This window comes from bacterium (genome assembly GCA_024226335.1).
GTDB lineage: Bacteria > Myxococcota_A > UBA9160 > SZUA-336 > SZUA-336 > JAAELY01.
In genome coordinates, this window is the sequence record JAAELY010000358.1 from 15687 (window position 1) to 34667 (window position 18981).

Sequence of the window (18981 nt, forward strand, 5' to 3'; positions counted from 1 at the left end):
CTTCTGGAACTACTCTTCGTACTCGATGCCCTCGATGATCTCCCAGCGGGCCTCGGGACTCATCGTCGGAAAGATCCACAGCGGGGACATGACGACATCGAAAATCCCCATGTGAGCCCGGTAGACGCCGAGGAGCGTGCCCTGGAAAAATCCTACGATGCGGCCGGTTACCGGAAAGGCCGGGAGATCTTCGTAATCGTCGGGAGGGGTGATCACATCCATGACAGGATCGGCCGGGAAGGTCATCAGACCGATGATACCTGCGAGGAAGTTGTTCACACCGTCGGCGCGCGCCGGAGTCGCAAAAGAGACCAGCAGGACCAAAGCCAGACCAGCGGCCAGAAAACGCATACTTGATTGCATCGGATTGCCCTCCCAAGGGATCGATCGCTCGACAGATTAGCCGGCCGGGAGCGTATCACGATATACTCCCTGGCTGCGAGGCAATCCAATCTGGAGGATCTGTGCCGACGCTACAACGAGGTGTGCTGCCCGTGGCGACCCTCGCCACCGTCCTGGCCGGAGTGGCCGCTTCGACCTGGTATTTCGGCGCCCGCACCGATGTGGAACCCCCGCGCCGAGTCGAAGAACGGATCGCCCGTACGCCGACCAGCCCACCGGTCAGTGCGTCGGTCGCACCACGGGCGGGGCGCGATGAAGCGTTACTGGCGTTGCGGGAAGAACTCGACTCCGAACGCGCCAGACGCACAGAATTGAGCTCGGCGGTCGATCGACTGAGTGAACGCGTCGACGAGTTGGTCGAGGAACTGGAGGACCTTCGGGATGAAGCCGGCGAGCTTCCTCCTTCGCAGGTTCATCGACCCGGAATCACCTGGCTCGATCTCGAAGTTCTGGCGGGCTCGGGCCTCGGGGAAGCGGAGATCGAAGGCATCCGCTCCAACTACGAAGAACTCGAGATGGAGCGGCTCAATCTCGGGAATCGCTCCGCCCGTGAAGGTTGGAGGCAATCCGGACGCTACGCACGCGAAGCCAAGAAACTCGCCGATCGCTTGCTCACCCTGCGCGAGGAACTGGGCGATGAGAGTTACGACTGGATGCTGTACGCCAGCGGGCGACCCAATCGCATCGCCGTTCGCAGGGTGCTCGAAAGCTCACCGGGTTGGCGTTCCGGCATCCGCAACGGAGACGTAATCTCGAGCTACGCTCAGGAGAGCATCTTCACGCAGACGGATCTGCTCAATATCACCACTCGCGGGCGCGTCGGCGACCTGGTGCGCGTGATCATCTGGCGAAGCGGCAAGCGAGAAACGCTGTACATACCGCGAGGCCCCATCGGCGTGTCGGTCAAACCGCACAGAATGCGCCCGGAGCCTTTGGACTGACGGATCAGCCCTTCTTCTGGACTTTGGACCAGGTATCCCGCAGCGTCACGGCGCGATTGAACACCAGGTGTTCCGGCGTCGAGTCAGCACTGTCGATACAGAAATATCCCTGTCGCTCGAATTGATAGGTGATGCCCGATGCCGCGTCCGCGAGGGCTGGTTCGACGCGAGAACCGCTCAACACTTCCAGCGAGTTCGGGTTGAGATTGTCGTGAAAATCACCGTCATCGGGATTCTCGGCGCTGAAGAGGTGGTCGTAGAGCCGGACCTCCGCGTTGAGCGCCGTCGCCTCGGCCACCCAGTGCAGGGTTCCCTTGACCTTGCGACCATCGGGCGAATCGCCGCCGCGCGTTTCGGGATCGTAGGTGCAGCGCAACTCGATCACCTCTCCGCTTTCGTCCTTGATCACTTCCTTGCAGGTGATGAAATAGGCGTAGCGCAGGCGCACCTCTCGGCCCGGTGACAAACGGAAGAACTTGCGCGGTGGATCCTCGCGAAAGTCCTCGCGCTCGACGTAGATGACGCGGGAAAACGGAACCTTGCGCTTGCCCGCACTCGGGTCCTCCGGATTGTTGATCGCGTCGAGTTCTTCGACCTGGTCTTCGGGATAATTCTCGATCACGACGCGCAGCGGGCGCAGTATCGCCATCACACGCGGGGCACGGCGGTTCAGGTCCTCGCGGAGACAGTGTTCGAGTAGCGAGAACTCATTGGTCGCCTCGCGCTTTGCCACGCCGACGCGATCACAGAGATCCAGAATAGCCTCAGGGGTGTAGCCGCGCCGACGCATCGCCGAAAGCGTCGGCATGCGCGGATCATCCCAACCCGAAACGATGCCCTCTTCCACCAACGCGCGCAGCTTGCGCTTGCTCATCATGACGTGGGTCAGGCGCAGTCGCGCAAACTCGATCTGCTGGGGGTGATAGATGGCGAGTTCGTCGAGAATCCAATCGTAGAGCGGCCGATGGTCCTCGAACTCCAGCGTGCAGAGCGAGTGGGTAATGCCCTCGATCGAATCGGAGAGCCCGTGCGCAAAATCGTACATGGGATAAATCGGCCAGCGGTCTCCAGTGCGGTGATGGGTCACCTTCTGGATGCGATAGAAGACAGGATCGCGCAGCTTGATATTCGGGGAAGCCATATCGATCTTGCCCCTCAGCGTATGCGATCCTTCCTCGAACTCACCGGCGCGCATGCGCCGGAACAGTTCCAGGTTCTCTTCCACGCTGCGCTCACGAAAAGGGCTGTTGCGACCCGGCTCGGTCAACGTACCCCGGTATTCCCGGATCTGATCGCCATCCAGGTCACAGACATACGCCTTTCCCGCGCGAATCAACTGTTCGGCGTACTCGTACAACTGCTCGAAGTAGTCCGATGCGAAAAACAGGTGCTGGCCCCAATCGAAACCCAGCCAACGGATGTCGCGTTTGATCGACTCGACGAACTCTTCTTCTTCCCGGGACGGATTCGTATCGTCGAAGCGCAGGTGGTACACGCCATCGTTCTCGTTCGCGATCCCGAAGTTCAGCGAAATCGCCTTCGCGTGACCGATATGCAGGTAGCCGTTGGGCTCGGGAGGAAAGCGCGTGACGACCCGACCGTCGAACTTCCCCGTCTCGCCATCTTCTTTGACGATGGCGCGAACAAAGTGCAGGGGCGGCGCATTCTCGATCTCAGCCATTCCGACGAACTCCCGGTTGAGCGAGCAGTATAGCGACCCGTCGTGTGGAGTCCCCCCGGCTCGCGTTTCCCAGCGCGGTGCGGAATGCGGCCGGGGCTGGACTCTCGGACCCTTCCGAACACAGGGGGTTACGTCTGGCGACCGTGACACTCCCGGGGCACGGGCTTTCACCCGAAGGAGTGATAGGCTCTGGAACCTGCCGGAGGCTATGCCCCCTGAAGACCTGCGGCGTGAACAGGGGGAATGCATGAGTTTTTCGATCGAGGAACTGAACGGCAAGAAGGTCGCCGAGCTACGCGACCTCGCGGCGGAGATCGAGCACGATGCCCTGAAGGGCTTCCGCTCCATGCGCAAAGGCGAGCTGGTCGCAGCCCTGGCGAACGCGCGCGGATCGAGCGCGAGTACTGCCGACACGCCAGTGACTCCAGCGCAGGCCACGAGTTCGAGCCCTGCCCGGAAGAGCGCGAGAAAGCTCGCCCCTGCAGGCGGCCGGCGGAGTCTGGGCGTACGTCGCCTACAGACCCGTGGACTCCACAGGTCCCAGATCAAGGAGATGATCCGCCAGCTGAAACTCGAGCGCAGCGACGCGAGCGAGGCAAAGGATCCGCGCAGACTGCGCACCGTACGGCGCCAACTGCATCACCTGAAGCGGAGCGCGCGCGCCGCGCCGCCTTTGGAATAACGCAGCCGGTTTCACAGAGCGTCGCGAACCGCTGAGCCTCTTTGAATGCCCAGGAGAGAAAGCCCAGGAGACTCGCCCCGACCTCTACCCCTGGTGGCTCAGGACAAGGGCCGTGTCCCGGTCTGATCCCGTGTCGATCGTGCGCACCTCGCCCCCCCGGATGCGCGGTAGTGTGCGTAGCTGCCCAGTCGAGATCTCGAGCGCGCGGACGCGGAATTGGCCAGGCATGTCGCGCAGATCGACCGAAACACTCCCGCCCCCCTCGAGCATCAGTGCCAGGCTCTCACCAAAACGACCGCAGATTCCGCGACTACAACGCTCGGCCGCGGGCTCAAAATGTCGACGATCCAGTTCCTCGTAGAAACGCTTGAACTCGGCCAGTCGGCGCAAGCCGAGATCGTATTCCAATAGGAAATCCCGAAGCTCGACTCCCTGCTGGACCGCGCGGGCCGGCGGAAACTGCGGGTTCGCGACAGGCACGTTCATGCGACTGCCGAGTGTCGGAAAGGCGAGCCCAGCCACGAAGTGCCGATGAGTGGCTCTCAGTGCCTGCCGGAGCGCGTTCGGATCTTCGAGCCCTCCGTCCGGCCGATCCGTCGACCAGATCGGCTTTCCCCAACGTCGGTTCTCGAGTGGGTCTCCGCCGCTGCTCGAAGTCTGAACCTGGACATAGTCGATATCGGGATTGCTTGCGCTGCTCGAATCGATCTTGCTGTGATGACTTCCGAGTGGATGATCCCAGGGATCGACATCCTTCGCCAGACGCGCGTAGTAGGCGACACTCTCCTGCCAGGTAGAATCCCAAGGGGGATTCACCGCATCGACATCGCCAAACAAGATCCAGCGCACATTGAAAGCCGCATAGCGCGACACGACGTAGCGAAACCAGCGGTCGTGGCGTTCTTGCGTACCGAACTTCGCATACCAGTCCGAGTCGCCGGGAAAGCCTCCGATCGCGAGTCCCGGAATCACACCTCGCTGATTCGCGTAGCGAACGATCGCATCTAGACGCTCGAAGTAGGCCAGTTCAACCCGTTCAGTCTTCGGGTCGGCATTGTCGAATGGCTGCAGACCTCCCCGGTCCGACCGGGCCCGCCACACCGATCCCAGGAATCCATTCAGTCCGAACTCGTGGAGCGCGTCGATCCAGTTCTTCACCTCTTCGAGAGAAAACTCCTCCGCAAATCCCCACTGCACTTCACCGACCGGCAGGAACGAACTGCCATCGGAAAGCTCCCACCCGTAGCCGTCACGCTCCAGAAAACCGCGCCGCAAGAGGTTTCCCGACAGCGCAGCCTCATCCGGAGCGAGCGCGTGGATTCGGCCGGAAACGCCAGCGAGGCCCATGTCCTGGCTGCTCGTCGCCCAGATCCAGTCGCCTTCAAGAATGGGCGAAAAGCGGATCCGCCAGACGTTGTCCCCGTCCCAGAAACCTTGCACTTCAAAGTAGCTGCTCTTGGCCGGCCCCGATGCACCTTCGAAACGTGCGCTGACCTCGGGACCGTCCACATACGGCTGAGTTCCCGGGTTTTGCGCACCCAGCGCCAGCTCGAACACTCCGAAGAGAGGGACGTTTGGATCCGAGCTATCGAGCCGCCCCGGTATGCCTTCGAAAGAACCTTGAGCGGATCGCGGCGACTCAGCTTCGCCGCACGCCACGCAGATCACCGCCAGGGCGGCAATCAGCAGCCGCATGTATCGCGCGGTGTAGGCATCTCCGATCAGATAGCACCTGGAAAGCGAACCCGCTGCGGGATGGGATCTTCAAAGCCCTGCGCTGCTTGATCAGGGGACCTGATATTGCCTACGGTGATCGCCCCCCGCGGAGAACTCTATGCACGTGCGTATTCTGATCGGACTGGCGCTGATCCTCGCATTCGTCTTTTCGGGGGTCTACGCAATCGGCCTGGGCTGGATGGGCGATCACGAAGGGCCCGGCACCATCGAAGGCGTGGCGCTACCCACGGGCGCAGTCCGCGCCAGGGCCGTCACCCAGAACCTGGCGACGAGTTCGATCGAGATCGAGAAGCCCAAGCAGATTCTCTTCGGCGATCTTCACGTCCACAGCACATTCTCGAGCGACGCTTTCATCGGGAGCTTGCCGATCAGCAACGGGGAAGGTGCGCACCCTCCCGCAGACGCTTGCGACTTCGCGCGATTCTGCTCGGCCCTCGATTTCTGGTCGATCAACGACCACGCCGAGAGCCTTACGCCGCAGCACTGGCGTGAAACTGTCGAGACGATGCGGCGATGCGACCAGATCTCGGGAGATCCCAACAATCCCGACGTCGTGCCTTTTCTGGGCTGGGAGTGGTCTCAGTCGGGAACGCTTCCTCAGAACCACTACGGTCACAAGAACGTGGTGCTGCGAAATCTGGACGAAGCGCGCATTCCCGCGCGTCCGATCGCAGCCGGCCGTATCGAGGGTCGCAATTCAAATGGGCCCGAACCGTTGCAACGCGCGCTACTCGCGCTGGCTTCAGGCGGACACAAACGCATGTTCGATCTCGCCCGGTATTTCCAGGAACTCGGCGAGAGGGTGAACTGCCCGGCGGGTGTACCTGTGCGAGATCTGCCCGCAAACTGCTCGGAATGGGCGGAAACTCCCCGGGATCTGTTTGCCAAGCTGAACGACTGGGGCCACGACTCCATCGTGATTCCCCACGGAACCACATGGGGTCTCTACACTCCGCCGGGTTCGACGTGGCAGAACCAGCTGGTCGCCGCGCAGCACGATCCCTCTCGACAGAAGCTGATCGAAATCTATTCCGGACACGGCAACGCGGAGGAATACCGCGACTTCCACGCGGTCGAGTTCGACGCCGAAGGCAAACCGCATTGCCCGGCTCAACGCGCCGGTCACCTGACGACCTGTCAGCGAGCCGGACAGATCGTGGAGAAACGCTGCCAGGTCGCAGGTATCGACCAGTTCGAATGCGATCGCCGCGCTGCGGAAGCACGCCAACTCGCCGCCGAGGCCTCCGCCCAGGCTCACCTGACGGTCGGCGGAACATCCGTCGAGGACTGGCTCGACGCCGGCCAGTGCAAGGATTGCACCCTGCCCGCCATGAACCACCGTCCCGGCGGCTCCGCGCAGTTCATCTCGGCCGTCGGAAATTTCGATCAGCCCGAAAAGCCGAAACATTTCCGCCTGGGTTTCCTGGCATCGAGTGACACCCACACGGCGCGACCGGGCACCGGCTACAAGGAATTCGGCCGCACGTCGATGAGCGAATCGCGCAACGAAGTGCCGTCCATGTTCAGTGCACCGGCGACTCCCGCGGAACCCCAGGCGCGAGCCTTTGAGCGAGCGACCAGCAAGCTGCGCGGCCTGCAGATGCTCGAGATGGAGCGCCAGTCGTCCTTCTTCATGACCGGAGGACTGGTTGCCGCACACGCGAGCGGGCGCGATCGGGACGCCATCTGGAAAGCACTCGAACGCAAGGAGGTCTATGCAACCAGCGGTCCCCGCATCCTGCTGTGGTTCGACTTCCTGACCGCTTCGGGAACGGCATTACCCATGGGCACAGCGGTGCGCAGCAACGATGTGCCCGTGTTCCGCGCACGCGCGATCGGATCGCTGGAACAGCAGTCGGGCTGCCCGGACTACGTGGCGACCGGCCTGTCCCCTCACCGATTGGAGCGTCTATGTCGCAGTGAGTGCTACCACCCGTCGGATCGGCGCAGACAGATCGCACGCATCGAAGTCGTGCGGATTCGCCCGCAGAACTCCCCCGACGAGGACCTCTCCGAATTGATTGAAGATCCGTGGCGCATCTACGGCTGCAAGCCCGATCCCTCCGGTTGTTCCGTCACGTTCCAGGACACGGAGTTCAGGGCTGGGAAACGAACCGCCCTTTACTACGTGCGCGCGATCGAAGCGCCGAGCAACGCGGTCAATGGCGGTGGATTGCGCTGCACGTATGATGAACAGGGCCGCTGCACGAGCCTGGATCGCTGCGGTTCCGCAGCGACGGTCGGCGACAACTGTCTCTCGCTCACAGAGGAGCGGGCGTGGTCGTCACCGATCTGGGTGGACTGGGGCGCCTGAGCCAAGCGCAAGCGGTGGTGATCGTGTCCACCTCGCGTTCCAGGCGCAACCTGGAGTTTACGGGTCGACGGGGCATCGGGCTGTCTCTGGAATCCCGAAAAGGCCAGCTCGAACGCCCAGTTGTCGCCTCGTGGCGCAGTTGGCACGGCAGTTGCTCTTTTTGCAGGCATGGACCCGTTGAGCATCACCAGCAGAGGAGCAGACATGGACATGGCAACCTACGGAATCAACCGGGACGCTGGCCAGACCCGACACAATCGCGTTCGAGAGCTGCGAATGAAGGAACTGATGACCCAGGAGCAGCTCGCGTACAAAGCGCAACTCGCCTTGCGAACGATTCACTCGGTCGAAAAAGGACAGATCTGTCGCATGGCGACCAAGCGCAAGATCGTAGTGGCTCTCGGTCGCAGTTTCGACGAGCGACATGAAGTCTTCCCGGATTATTAGGCGAGATCGAGTTCCGCTCTGACCGTTACGCGGAGTCAAAGAGGAGGAGCCAGAGACCGAACACACCCCTTCTGCCTACACGGACCGGTACGTCTTCCCCGTACCGGTCCAACCGGCGCGCAAACTACCAGGGAAGTTCGATCGAGCGTAGATCGCAGCCTTGCCCGGGTGCTTCGATCGCCCATCCGTCACGGGCGAGAATTGCGATGCGCTTGACGTCGCGGTTGTACTCGAACCAGTAAAGAGCGGACCACGCGCTCGTCAACTCACCCAGGTCGCGTTCATACGTCAGGCAGAGTGCGCCGCGGAAAAGCGCCTCTCCACCCGCAACCTGAATGGGCTCGCGACCGAAGAGGCTGAACTCGAAGAACTCGGCATCGCTGGTCGGAGCAATCGAGATGGTCTCAGCGGTCCGACCGAAACCCGAAGCAGCTCCATCGATCCAGACGGAACCTTCCGCCTCGACGATGCGAATCGGACGATTGCCCGGATTTCGCGCCCAGGCGACGAAACGCTCGAGTCCCTCGAGCGGTGTAATGGCAACCTCGAGAGCGGGAGGTTCATCGGCCATGTTCTCCAGCAGGGCCGCTCGGACGGTCGCCTCGTTGAGTTCGAAACTGAGGAGATTCGTGTAGACCTCCGCCTCGAGAAGCTGAGCTCGAAGCTGACCCGAGACGTCGCGCTCCTGCTCCAGGCGACCCTGGACCAATTCGAGGGAACGCCGGCTGCGGGAATCGTACTCGGCGAGTTCCTGCTCCAGCTCTCCTGAGCGTCGGCTTTCGCGCACGCCTATGAAGCCCACCTGGGCGGTAATTGCGACCGCTACACATACGGCGGCTGTGGTCCAGTGAGTTCTGCGCAAGATAGGTACCCCGCTGACCCTATCGGCGGTACACCCACTCAACCTCAGTGATCAGAACACCATCCGCGATCAGAACACCCGAGCGCCCAAACCTTCGTGCGCACGCAACTCTCCACAGAACTCCACTGCGGGCCGACGGGATTCCCGTCCCGAGCTATTTCCCTTGTTCGGGGCCGGTCGCCTGTTCCTTCGCCCAGCGATAGTCGGCCTTGCCACTCGGACTGCGCTGGATGCGGTCCTTGTACACAAACACCTTGGGGAGTTTGTAACGCGCGATATGCCGCGCGGCTTCTTCGAGCAACTCGACATCGCCGATGCTCGACCCCTCCCGCAATTGCACGATCGCCACGACCTCGTTTCCCCAGCGCTCGCTGGGACGCCCCGCGACCACGGTGTCGAACACCTCGGGGTGTTGCTTGAGGGCTTGCTCGACCTCTTCAGCGAAGATCTTCTCGCCACCGGAGTTGATCGTGACGGAGTCTCGACCGAGCACCTCGATCGAACCGTCGGCGGCGTAACGCGCCCGGTCTCCGGGTACCGCGTAGCGCACGCCCCCGATCGTTGGAAAGGTCTTGGCGGTCTTCTCCGGATCCCCCAGATAGCCCAGTGGTACCCGACCCGTTTGAGCAAACCAGCCCATGTCGCGGTCCTCCGGCTGAAGAACGCGATCGATCTCGGCAGAAACGACGCAGGCCCAGGCATTCGGCTTGAAGGCTCCGGTCGAGACCCCGGAGTCCTTGGTACTGGGATTGCTGGCCTGAGCTCCGGTTTCCGAGGAACCGATCGAATCCATGATGGTCACATCGGGCAGAAGCTCGAGAAAGGCTTTCTTGTTCGCGGTAGAAAGTGCCGCACCGCCCGACCCGACGATTCGCAGACTCGACAGGTCGTAGTCCCCCGCCTCGATTTCGTCCAGGATCGGTCGGGCAAACGCGTCGCCTACGATCATGATCGTATTGACGCGCTCGCGCGCGGCAACCGTCAGGAAGTCCTTTGGATCGAGCTTCTTGTTCTCACTTCCGAAGATCAGCGTCCCTCCGACGCCCATCCCGATGAAGCTGACCCACTGCGCCGCTCCGTGCATCATCGGTGGACCGACTAGCGCGCGCATGTCCGCTCCGAACGCAGTCGCCTGCTTGACCTCTTCCAGTGACTCGAACTCACTGTGGTCGACCTTGCGCCCACCCATGGCTGCGCAGTAGATGTCGGCCGAACGCCAGAGCACGCCCTTGGGCATGCCCGTCGTACCGCCGGTGTACAGCAGGTAGAGATCGTCAGGAGAAGGCTGGATATCGGGTAGATCCGCTGAGGAAGAAGCCAGCGCCTCCTCGTAATCCACCGCTCCCTCCAGAAGTTCGTTGCCCGAATCGTCGGCGACCTGGATCAGAACTTCGAGTTGTGGAAGCTGATCGCGCAGACGGGCGATGTTCGGCGCGAACTCGGCGTGGTAGATCACCGCCCGCGCCTGACTGTCCCTGAACAGATAGAGCAGTTCCTCTTCCACGTAGCGATAGTTCACATTCAGCGGGCCCAACCGCGCCTTGAACGCGCCGAGCATGCCTTCGAGGTACTCGTTGCCGTTGTAGAGGTAGAGCGCCAGGTGGCACTGCCCGGACTCGTGACCCTGGAGTTCGCTGCGATCCCGATGGACCTTCAGCCCGCGGCTCAGCAAGTAGTTCGCCAGACGTCGACTGCGATTCCGCAACTGCTCGTAGGTAAAGCGCCGATCGCGAAATACGATCACCTCGCGCTCGGGAACCGCGTCGGCAATCGCCTCGTGCACTTCTGCAAAGCTGAATTCCATGGTCGTGCGTACCTCCTGGGGCAAGTGGAAGGGAGCGCCGAAAACGACTCCGGGTGGGGATTCTAGACTGATGGCACTACTGGCGCCGATCCCCCGGTGCGAGACCGAGAAGATCGACTGTGTGGAATTTGCCACATTCTGAACCTCTGGCCCAGTCCATCCCCTGCGCGGAAAAGAGCCGATTCGGAAGGCCGGCCCGGTCCGGGTCGCGTGGCGACCCGTGCAGCCACAAGTGGCGGGTACGCAGCCAAGCCGGACGACGCTGATGGGCTACTGTAGGCTCCGAATTCAGATCGGGTGAGGCGGAGCAACGACTGATGGCCGGGGGCACGGGAGCATCCGCCCCTGTTGAGACCCCCCCGGGTCATGTGGAGTATCGAGCATGGAAGTAATCAAGACCGATGTCGCAATCCTCGGCGCTGGCGGAGGCGGTCTGCGCGCTGCGATTGCAGTGGCCGAGTCTGATCCGTCGCTACACATTGCGTTGATTTCCAAGGTCTACCCGATGCGCAGCCACACGGTTGCAGCGGAGGGCGGCGCCGCCGGTGTGGCCCAGGACATCGACACACTGGATAACCACTTCAACGATACGGTCTCCGGTGGTGACTGGCTGTGCGACCAGGACATGGTCGACATGTTCGTGAAGGAAGCACCGCGCCAGCTGACACGCATCGAACAATGGGGCTGTCCCTGGAGCCGAGATGACGATGGCGGCGTATCCGTGCGCAAGTTCGGTGGCATGAAGATCGCGCGAACCTGGTACGCCGCGGATAAGACCGGCTTTCACATGCTGCACACACTGTTTCAGACCTCGATCCAGTTCGAGTCGATCCGGCGTTTCGACGAGTACTACGCAACCGACCTGATCGTCGACGACGGGCGCTGTCAGGGAGTGGTGGCGATCGAGATGCGCACGGGCCAGATGAAACTCTTCATCGCCAAGTCGGTCATCATGGCGGCCGGTGGCGCGGGTCAGATTTTCCCGTTTACCACCAACGGAGGCATCAAGACGGCCGACGGCATGGGCATGGCCTATCGAGCGGGCGTGCCGCTGCGCGACATGGAATTCATTCAGTACCACCCGACGGGGCTTCCGGGTACGGGCATTCTGCTGACCGAAGGCTGTCGCGGCGAAGGCGGGGTACTTCGCAACAAGGACGGCTATCGCTATCTCCAGGACTACGAAATGGGTCCGGAAACTCCGCTCGGTGATCCCCAACCCAAGACGATGGAACTCGGGCCCCGCGACCGCCTCAGCCAGGCCTTCTACCACGAGCAGAAGAAGGGCCGGACAGTCGAAACCCAGTTCGGCGACTGCGTCCTGTTGGACATGACGCACCTGGGCGAGAAGAAGATCGAAGATCGGCTTCCGATGGTGCGGATGCTGGCCAAGACCTATATCGGTGTCGACATGGTGGACGAACCCGTTCCCGTACGGCCCGTCGTGCATTACACGATGGGAGGCATCAAGACAGATCTCACCGGAGCGACCCCCATGCCGGGCCTCTATTCAGTGGGCGAATGTGCCAGCAGCGGGCTGCACGGAGCCAATCGACTCGGATCGAACTCGCTCACGGAACTGACGGTCATGGGCTTGAAGTGTGGAGAGAGCGCTGCCGAGTTCGCGAAGGAAAAGGCGGGCCAGGCGAACGAATCCGTGTTGTTGAAACAAGCCGCAGACGCGGAAGAACGTGTCTTCTCCTGGGTGCGCAAGACCGATGGCGATGAGCGCCCGGTCACCATCAAGAAGGAAATGCACGAGACCATGGAGGAAGGTGTCGGCATCTATCGCGACGACGCGTCCAGCCGAGCCACCTGCGCGAAGATTGCCGAACTGCGTGAACGCTACGGGAACGTGAAATTGGAAGACCGGAGCAACGTCTACAACACCGATCTCTTCTCCGTGTTGGAACTGGGCAATCTTCTGGACGTCGCCCAGACACTGGCGGAAGGCGCCGTCGCACGCACGGAAAGCCGCGGCGCCCATCAGCGCCTGGACTATCCGGAACGCGACGATGAGAACTTCCTGAAGCACACGCTGGCGCATTACAACGGCAAGGACACGCCGAGGATCGAGTACGAACCCGTCGTGATTACCCGCTCGCAACCGGCCGTGCGCTCTTATGGAGGCAAGACAGAGGATGTCTGAGAAAACGATCGAAATCGAAGTGTTGCGCTACGATCCGGACAAGGATTCCGAGCCGCATTTTCAGACTTTCACAGTCCCGTACGTAGAGCACTGGGTCGTTCTGGATGCGTTGAACCACATCAAAGACAACATCGATCAGTCTTTGAGCTTTCGCTGGTCGTGTCATATGGCGGTTTGCGGCAGCTGCGGATACAACGTCAACGGCGAACCCCATCTCGGTTGCAAGACGTTCATCCGCGATTACTACCCGAACAAGGTCCGGGTGGAACCATTGGCCAACTTCCCGATCGAACGCGATCTCGTCGTGGATCAGGACGACTTCATCGACAAGTTCGCGGACATCAAGCCGTACATCATCCGCGAACACCACAATACGATCGATGAAGGCACGTACAAGCAATCTCGAGCTGAGTTGATCAAGTTCAAACAGTTCACGATGTGCATCAACTGCCTGCTGTGCTACGCGGCCTGCCCGCAGTACGGACTCAATCCGGAGTTCTACGGTCCGGCGGCCTTGTCGATGGCTCATCGCTATAACAACGACTCCCGCGACGAAGGCCGTGAAGAACGCATGGAGGTACTCGCGGCCGAGGAAGGCGTGTGGGGCTGCACGTTCGTAGGCGCCTGTTCGCGGGCGTGCCCGAAAGACGTCGATCCGGCGGGCGCGATCCAGCAGATCAAGATCGCAGCCACGAATGATTGGATGAAAGAAAAGCTGATGCCATGGGGGAAGAAATGAGTCGCAAACCCTATGTCCGCCCGATGTCGAACACGTGGTGGCTGGAAAAACCGGAATACACGGTCTACATGCTCCGCGAACTGACGAGCCTGTTTGTCGGCGGATACGCGGTGGTGATGTTGCTTGGCCTGATACGCCTGAGTGAAGGCCAGGCTGCCTACGAAGGGTTCCTGGCTGCGCTGACCTCGCCCCTGGCGATCGGGCTTCACGTGCTTGCGCTGCTTTTTGCAGTGCTTCATTCCGCCACGTTCTTTTTCGCGGCACCGGCAGCGCTGCCACTGCAGATCGGCGAAAACAAGGTCGCACCGGCGATCGTCGCCGGCGCGACCTACGGCGCCTGGGTGGTGGTCTCGCTAGTGGTCATCGCCCTCGTGGTCTGGAGGTAACGAAATGGCGAAATCCAACGAACCGATGGTCTGGTCGCTATTTTCCGCCGGCGGCATGATCTCGGCCCTGGTCACACCGGTGCTGATCTTGATTACCGGCATCACCGTTCCCCTGGGCGTCATTGGCAGCGATGCCATCGGCTTCGAACGCGCTCATGCGTTTGCGGCGAATCCGCTCGGCAAACTGATCCTCCTGGGCCTGGTGATCTTGCCCCTCTGGCATTGCGCTCACCGCTTCCGCGCCGTGATGGTCGACCTGGGCCCGCATGGAGCCAAGACGGCTTTCGGCGTAGTCTGCTACGGCTTTGCCCTGGTCTGCTCGATCCTCGCGATCGTTACAATCGTTCCGATCTAACGCGCATCCCAGCGAGCAACCAGAACGTCTAGCGAGACCTCGGCAAGAACCTTCAGATCGGCGTCGAGTAATTCGAACAGCAGACCATTCGCCGCTTGCAGGGATAGAAGCGCGATCCCGCCGTCGGGTCCGCCGCGTTCCAGATGCGGCGGTTCGACACCGAGCGAGAGTGCGTAGTCCCCGGCCTTGCGGACCTTGTGCCTCACGCTTCCATCGGGAAGCAGTTCTTCCAGGTGCTGTTCGCCCTGGAGAACCAGTGTCGAGGTAATGCCGACGTGGCGGTGACGCTCACAATGTCCGCCATCCCCCGCCCAGCGCATCATCATATCCAGCGAGCCGCTCTTGCGATCGTAACCGAGGATCGAGTAGTCGTAGCGAAGCTTGAATTCGTCGAAGTCAGGTGGACCGACGATCGTCTGCCACTCGATATGATCCGTGTCGAAATGAAATCCCATCTGATTGCTTCCTCTTCAGCACTTCGGCTCGCGAGTCTACCACCCCAGAGAGAAGGCAACTCAGAGCCCTCATCTCCCCGACATCCGATATCCTATTGGAAGCCGCGAGTGGGAGTTCGATCGTGATCACGAGCGCTGAAAAAGTCGAAAAGAGCAGCGCGACACGCGAACTGATCCTGCTTCGACACGCCAAGTCCACATGGGACACGGATACGTCATCCGATCTGGGGCGACCGCTGGCAAAGCGTGGCAAACGGGACAGTCTGCACATGGGCCGCTGGCTGAAGGACTGCGGGCTGGTGCCCGATCTGGTGTTGAGTTCGCCGGCCAACCGCACCCAGCAGACGGCCGTGACCGTTCTGGAGGAACTCGAGAGCGAACCGGACTTGATCCATTCGGACGAGCGCCTCTACCTCGGTGACCTCGAAGATCTGCTCGCCGTCCTCAAGGACTGCCCGGCAGAGCGCGCCCGGGTATTGATCGTCGGGCACAGTCCCGGACTCGAGCAACTCACCACGTTCCTGGTTGGTGAACCGCTGGAACTTCCGCCGGTCGGCAAGACCTTCCCGACCGGCGCCGCCGCGCTGCTGCGCTTGCCCGAGGACTGGAGTGATCTACGACCGGGTGCCGCACAACTGATCGCCCTGATGCGCCCGCGCGCGTTGCCGAAAACATGAAGGAGGCGGTCGATCGTACTCTGGTGCGAGCAATCCCCGGCCTGAGAAAGCCGCCCGACTATGTCCGCGCGAATGGGACGAGGTCGGCCGGTGGGAATCCAGAGCCACGGGCGTCAGCATGAAGAGGATCTCGTCCTCGAAAACACCCGAGAGCCCCTCGCGCTCTGTCGGATCGAGGTGAAGGCGAAACTTCAGGAGGTGGGAGACGCGTTCGGATGTCGCGAGGGCGGAATCCGTCGCCAGATCAAGCGGGTGCCCCGCGTAGTCGAGTCCGGATTGATCTCCGTCCAGAAGGCGTAGCGGGACCCGGGACGCCGGCGGAAAAGGCAGCTGAGACTCGACTTCGCTGAGGGCGTTCGGCATCTCGGATCCGCCGTGTCGGTTGTTACGCCGCCACGCTAGCGCCACACGTGGACCGACGCCGTCACGCAGCCGACACCGAGAAAGATTCTTGCGGTATTCAGCTTCCGATCGTCTGCCCGGCCGTGGCGTGCAATTCATCGCCCTGGGCGATTACGGTGCGCCGGTTCCTCAGCTTGATCAGACCCTCGTGATCGAGTTCCTGCAAAACGGTGTTGGCCGTCTGCCGGGTGGTTCCCACGAGCGTGGCAAGTTCGGCCTGCGTGAGGTGGATATCGAGTGCCAGCCCACCCGGTTCGGGGATTCCGAAGTCCTCGCCTAGTTCGAGGAGGACGTGAGCCACGCGCGCCCGCACATTGCGAAAGGCGAGGTCCTCGACACGGCTCTCGATGCGCTTGAAGCGCTCGCCGATCTGCCGGGCCAGCTCGAGCACGAGTTCAGGGTTGTCGGCAAACACCTTCAGGAACGCACCTTTGCGGGTTTTCATCACCGAACTGGATGCGACCGCCTCGGCAAAGCTCTCGCGCTGGTAGTCACCGAAGGCGGCGAACTCGCCAAAAGCCTCTCCCGGCGAAACAAAGCCGAAGGTCATCTCCGCGCCTTCTTCCGAGAGCCGATAGATGCGCACGAGTCCGCTCTCCAATAGGTATACGGACCTCGGCTCAGCTGAAGGTGCGAAGATCACCTGGTGGGGTTTGTAGTCGCGGTCGGTGGCGGCGTCGCGCAGCGCCGTCAGATCCTCGGCGGGAAGCCCCGTCAGCCAGTCGAAGCCAATGAGTTGTCGGGCATCGCTCATGTGGCGGCCATTCTCCGACGATTGCCGACTCGTTGTTCTCCCGCGCCCCCCCCTCGGGTGCGCCCCTGGGATCGGCTGAACCCCGACTGAAACTCTCTGACATAATCCACCATCTGTCGGCCCGGTGACATCCAGATCGCTCCGGAACCGCTAGAAATAGTGTCCCTATCAGAAATCGAGTGCTCGACCGTGACATGTTGAGGTTCAACACGCCGCGGAGTTCTTTCGTTTTGGGAGAGGTGTGTGGGAGGGTATGAACTGCCCGTCGTGCTCGCACTCGTGCTCGGGCTGTACATGGCCTGGGCCATCGGTGCGAACGACGTCGCCAACGCCATGGGCACCTCTGTGGGCTCGGGCGCCCTGACGCTTTGGGGCGCCGTCGTAGTCGCCGGCGTGTTGGAGTTCGCAGGAGCTTTTCTGGTCGGAGGACACGTCACCAAGACGATTCGCGGGGGCATCCTCGATCCGACCATCGCGGCGGCAGCACCGGAGACCGTCATATACGGAATGCTCGCGGCGTTATGCGCCGCTGCCACCTGGCTTGTTTTCGCGACCCGCGCCGGCTGGCCAGTCTCGACCACACACTCGATCGTGGGCGCGATCGTGGGCTTCGGCGCAGTCGGGCTGGGAATGGACGCTGTGGAGTGGGACCGCCTGGTCCCGATCGTCGCGTCCTGGGTCCTCTCGCCGCTGCTCTCGGGAACAGCCTCTTTCCTGCTTTTCGTCCTGATCCGAAGCACCATACTCGAGCACCCAGATCCGATTGCGCAGGTCAAACGCTGGGGGCCACCCCATATCTTCTCTCTCGTGGTCGTGCTGGGCCTGGTGACACTGTACAAGGGCCTGAAGAACCTCGGACTCGACTTCGAGCTCGGCACAGCCGTTGCCCTCTCGGGAATGCTCGGTTTGGTCACGACGCTGATCGCCTATCCACTGGTGAGCCGGGTGCGCGTCGATCCGGAAGCCGATCGGGACTTTCACTACGCGACGGTCGAGCGGATGTTCGGCATCATGCAGATCGTGAGCGCTTGCGCGATCGCCTTCGCGCACGGTTCGAACGACGTCGCCAACGCCATCGGCCCCCTGGCCGCCGTACTGCACATCTCCAGCACAGGAACTCTTGAAGCGGCCGCGCCCGTACCGACATGGGTCCTGGTGATCGGCGGGGTCGGTATCGTTGCCGGCTTGTCGATGTGGGGTTATCGAGTGATCGAGACGGTCGGCGAGCGAATCACCCAACTCACGCCCACGCGCGGCTACGCGGCAACAGCAGCGGCCGCGGCGACGATCGTACTCGCGAGTCGCCTGGGAATCCCGGTCTCGACCACGCATGTGCTGGTCGGCGCCGTCCTCGGGGTCGGTCTCGCCGGCGGCATCGCGGCCCTCGATTTCCGCGTCGTGGGTCGAATCGTCGTATCGTGGATAGTCACGCTTCCAGCCGGAGCCGGGCTGGCGATTTTCTTCTTCTACTTCTTCAAGGGACTACTCTTGTCCCACGGAGGTTAGTGAGATGGCACTTCTCGACATGTTCGCCCGTTCCCCCTTCAAACCGCTCCAGGAACACATGCGCACAGTCCAGCTGTGCGTGCTCGAGGTCGTGCCGCTATTCGAAGCGCTCTGCGCCGGGGAGACCGAGCGCCTGCGGGAACTTCAGCAGAAGATCGACGTCCTCGAGGGTGAAGCCGACACCAAGAAGAATGAGATCCGCGAACACCTGCCCAAGCGGCTGTTTCTTCCGGTCGATCGCCGCGACCTGCTCGAAATGCTCGACATGCAGGACTCGATCGCAGATACCGCACAGGACATCGCCGGACTGCTCAACGAACGCGATATGAGCGTGCCTGAAAGCCTGCAGTACTCACTCATGGAACTGGTGCGCTCCGTGGCAAAGGCTTGTCAGCAGGCCGGTGCTGTGATAGAGAAACTGGACGAACTGGTCGAGATGGGTTTCCGCGGGCGCGAGGCGGATCACGTGCTCTCGATGATCGTGACCCTCGGAAACATGGAGAGTGAGACCGATCGCCTGGGTGCAACTCTGACCCGGGAACTCTTCAAACTCGAGGGGGAGATGTCACCCGTCTCGATCATGCTCTGGTACCAGATGAGTCACTGGATCGGAGATCTCGCAGACTACGCAGAGAAGTGCGGAAATCGACTGCGCCTGCTAGTGGCCACTTGACGCCAGGTGATGAAG

Annotated in this window: 19 protein-coding genes; 12 read left to right on the forward strand and 7 right to left on the reverse strand. The window is 61.8% G+C overall.

What is annotated here, in order from left to right:
- Positions 1 to 9 precede the first annotated feature (9 nt).
- Positions 10 to 363 carry a hypothetical protein gene (locus GY725_18755; GenBank protein MCP4006229.1) on the reverse strand — a complete coding sequence of 118 codons (354 nt, stop codon included), beginning with the start codon at positions 361 to 363 and terminating at the stop codon, positions 10 to 12.
- A gap of 101 nt (positions 364 to 464) precedes the next feature.
- Between GY725_18755 and GY725_18760 the strand changes: the two genes are divergently transcribed.
- A complete protein-coding gene (locus GY725_18760) occupies positions 465 to 1343 on the forward strand; it encodes a hypothetical protein (protein ID MCP4006230.1) in 879 nt (292 codons plus the stop codon).
- 4 nt (positions 1344 to 1347) lie between these two features.
- Here GY725_18760 and GY725_18765 read toward each other — a convergent pair whose 3' ends face one another.
- Positions 1348 to 3024: a glutamine--tRNA ligase/YqeY domain fusion protein gene (locus GY725_18765; protein MCP4006231.1), complete on the reverse strand. Its 1677-nt coding sequence runs from the start codon at positions 3022 to 3024 to the stop codon at positions 1348 to 1350.
- Between the two features lie 247 nt (positions 3025 to 3271).
- Here GY725_18765 and GY725_18770 point away from each other — a divergent pair, with 247 nt between their 5' ends.
- Positions 3272 to 3706 carry a hypothetical protein gene (locus GY725_18770; GenBank protein ID MCP4006232.1) on the forward strand — a complete coding sequence of 145 codons (435 nt, stop codon included), beginning with the start codon at positions 3272 to 3274 and terminating at the stop codon, positions 3704 to 3706.
- A gap of 84 nt (positions 3707 to 3790) precedes the next feature.
- Here GY725_18770 and GY725_18775 read toward each other — a convergent pair whose 3' ends face one another.
- Positions 3791 to 5401 (reverse strand): DUF4038 domain-containing protein, encoded by a 1611-nt coding sequence (locus GY725_18775; GenBank protein MCP4006233.1) that lies wholly within the window; start codon positions 5399 to 5401, stop codon positions 3791 to 3793.
- A gap of 139 nt (positions 5402 to 5540) precedes the next feature.
- Here GY725_18775 and GY725_18780 point away from each other — a divergent pair, with 139 nt between their 5' ends.
- Both GY725_18780 and GY725_18785 read left to right on the forward strand, forming a co-directional pair.
- The gene (locus GY725_18780) at positions 5541 to 7757 is read left to right on the forward strand and encodes a DUF3604 domain-containing protein (protein ID MCP4006234.1); all 2217 of its coding nucleotides are present in this window, start codon (positions 5541 to 5543) and stop codon (positions 7755 to 7757) included.
- A gap of 204 nt (positions 7758 to 7961) precedes the next feature.
- A complete protein-coding gene (locus GY725_18785; GenBank protein ID MCP4006235.1) occupies positions 7962 to 8204 on the forward strand; it encodes a helix-turn-helix transcriptional regulator in 243 nt (80 codons plus the stop codon).
- A gap of 124 nt (positions 8205 to 8328) precedes the next feature.
- Here the strand turns inward: GY725_18785 and GY725_18790 are convergent, their stop codons facing one another.
- Together GY725_18790 and GY725_18795 are read right to left on the reverse strand one after the other, a co-directional pair.
- The gene (locus tag GY725_18790; protein ID MCP4006236.1) at positions 8329 to 9066 is read right to left on the reverse strand and encodes a hypothetical protein; all 738 of its coding nucleotides are present in this window, start codon (positions 9064 to 9066) and stop codon (positions 8329 to 8331) included.
- Between the two features lie 154 nt (positions 9067 to 9220).
- Positions 9221 to 10870, reverse strand: a complete 1650-nt coding sequence (locus GY725_18795; GenBank protein MCP4006237.1) for an acyl-CoA synthetase — start codon at positions 10868 to 10870, stop codon at positions 9221 to 9223.
- Between the two features lie 382 nt (positions 10871 to 11252).
- Here GY725_18795 and frdA point away from each other — a divergent pair, with 382 nt between their 5' ends.
- From frdA to GY725_18815, 4 genes are read left to right on the forward strand one after another with little or no spacing between them, the layout of a single operon-like run.
- Positions 11253 to 13019 carry a fumarate reductase (quinol) flavoprotein subunit gene (gene frdA / locus GY725_18800; protein ID MCP4006238.1) on the forward strand — a complete coding sequence of 589 codons (1767 nt, stop codon included), beginning with the start codon at positions 11253 to 11255 and terminating at the stop codon, positions 13017 to 13019.
- Complete coding sequence (locus GY725_18805) at positions 13012 to 13758, forward strand: succinate dehydrogenase/fumarate reductase iron-sulfur subunit (GenBank protein ID MCP4006239.1); 747 nt, start codon at positions 13012 to 13014, stop codon at positions 13756 to 13758. The genes frdA and GY725_18805 overlap by 8 nt, the downstream gene beginning before the upstream one ends.
- Positions 13755 to 14144, forward strand: a complete 390-nt coding sequence (locus GY725_18810) for a fumarate reductase subunit C (protein MCP4006240.1) — start codon at positions 13755 to 13757, stop codon at positions 14142 to 14144. Before GY725_18805 ends, GY725_18810 begins: the two co-directional genes overlap by 4 nt.
- Before the next feature lie 4 nt (positions 14145 to 14148).
- Positions 14149 to 14499 (forward strand): fumarate reductase subunit D, encoded by a 351-nt coding sequence (locus GY725_18815; GenBank protein MCP4006241.1) that lies wholly within the window; start codon positions 14149 to 14151, stop codon positions 14497 to 14499.
- On the opposite strand, the gene GY725_18820 is transcribed toward GY725_18815, so the two are convergent.
- Complete coding sequence (locus GY725_18820) at positions 14496 to 14954, reverse strand: hypothetical protein (protein ID MCP4006242.1); 459 nt, start codon at positions 14952 to 14954, stop codon at positions 14496 to 14498. The two genes, GY725_18815 and GY725_18820, sit on opposite strands and share 4 nt — an antisense overlap.
- Positions 14955 to 15079: 125 nt before the next feature.
- Here GY725_18820 and GY725_18825 point away from each other — a divergent pair, with 125 nt between their 5' ends.
- Together GY725_18825 and GY725_18830 are read left to right on the forward strand one after the other, a co-directional pair.
- On the forward strand, positions 15080 to 15631 hold the full coding sequence (locus tag GY725_18825; protein MCP4006243.1) for a histidine phosphatase family protein: 552 nt from the start codon (positions 15080 to 15082) through the stop codon (positions 15629 to 15631).
- A gap of 90 nt (positions 15632 to 15721) precedes the next feature.
- The gene (locus GY725_18830) at positions 15722 to 15931 is read left to right on the forward strand and encodes a hypothetical protein (protein ID MCP4006244.1); all 210 of its coding nucleotides are present in this window, start codon (positions 15722 to 15724) and stop codon (positions 15929 to 15931) included.
- Positions 15932 to 16091: 160 nt separating this feature from the next.
- Here the strand turns inward: GY725_18830 and GY725_18835 are convergent, their stop codons facing one another.
- Complete coding sequence (locus tag GY725_18835) at positions 16092 to 16787, reverse strand: Crp/Fnr family transcriptional regulator (protein ID MCP4006245.1); 696 nt, start codon at positions 16785 to 16787, stop codon at positions 16092 to 16094.
- Positions 16788 to 17081: 294 nt separating this feature from the next.
- Here GY725_18835 and GY725_18840 point away from each other — a divergent pair, with 294 nt between their 5' ends.
- Both GY725_18840 and GY725_18845 read left to right on the forward strand, forming a co-directional pair.
- Positions 17082 to 18293: an inorganic phosphate transporter gene (locus GY725_18840; GenBank protein ID MCP4006246.1), complete on the forward strand. Its 1212-nt coding sequence runs from the start codon at positions 17082 to 17084 to the stop codon at positions 18291 to 18293.
- A gap of 4 nt (positions 18294 to 18297) precedes the next feature.
- The gene (locus GY725_18845) at positions 18298 to 18966 is read left to right on the forward strand and encodes a TIGR00153 family protein (GenBank protein MCP4006247.1); all 669 of its coding nucleotides are present in this window, start codon (positions 18298 to 18300) and stop codon (positions 18964 to 18966) included.
- Positions 18967 to 18981 lie beyond the last annotated feature (15 nt).

Bases quoted from the DNA above. Each gene is read 5' to 3' on its own strand.
- GY725_18755 (MCP4006229.1), bottom strand. From the start codon at position 363: ATGCAATCAAGTATGCGTTTTCTGGCCGCTGGTCTGGCTTTGGTCCTG.
- GY725_18765 (MCP4006231.1), bottom strand. From the start codon at position 3,024: ATGGCTGAGATCGAGAATGCGCCGCCCCTGCACTTTGTTCGCGCCATC.
- GY725_18770 (MCP4006232.1), top strand. From the start codon at position 3,272: ATGAGTTTTTCGATCGAGGAACTGAACGGCAAGAAGGTCGCCGAGCTA.
- GY725_18775 (MCP4006233.1), bottom strand. From the start codon at position 5,401: ATGCGGCTGCTGATTGCCGCCCTGGCGGTGATCTGCGTGGCGTGCGGC.
- GY725_18780 (MCP4006234.1), top strand. From the start codon at position 5,541: ATGCACGTGCGTATTCTGATCGGACTGGCGCTGATCCTCGCATTCGTC.
- GY725_18785 (MCP4006235.1), top strand. From the start codon at position 7,962: ATGGACATGGCAACCTACGGAATCAACCGGGACGCTGGCCAGACCCGA.
- GY725_18795 (MCP4006237.1), bottom strand. From the start codon at position 10,870: ATGGAATTCAGCTTTGCAGAAGTGCACGAGGCGATTGCCGACGCGGTT.
- frdA (MCP4006238.1), top strand. From the start codon at position 11,253: ATGGAAGTAATCAAGACCGATGTCGCAATCCTCGGCGCTGGCGGAGGC.
- GY725_18805 (MCP4006239.1), top strand. From the start codon at position 13,012: ATGTCTGAGAAAACGATCGAAATCGAAGTGTTGCGCTACGATCCGGAC.
- GY725_18810 (MCP4006240.1), top strand. From the start codon at position 13,755: ATGAGTCGCAAACCCTATGTCCGCCCGATGTCGAACACGTGGTGGCTG.
- GY725_18815 (MCP4006241.1), top strand. From the start codon at position 14,149: ATGGCGAAATCCAACGAACCGATGGTCTGGTCGCTATTTTCCGCCGGC.
- GY725_18820 (MCP4006242.1), bottom strand. From the start codon at position 14,954: ATGGGATTTCATTTCGACACGGATCATATCGAGTGGCAGACGATCGTC.
- GY725_18835 (MCP4006245.1), bottom strand. From the start codon at position 16,787: ATGAGCGATGCCCGACAACTCATTGGCTTCGACTGGCTGACGGGGCTT.
- GY725_18840 (MCP4006246.1), top strand. From the start codon at position 17,082: ATGGCCTGGGCCATCGGTGCGAACGACGTCGCCAACGCCATGGGCACC.
- GY725_18845 (MCP4006247.1), top strand. From the start codon at position 18,298: ATGGCACTTCTCGACATGTTCGCCCGTTCCCCCTTCAAACCGCTCCAG.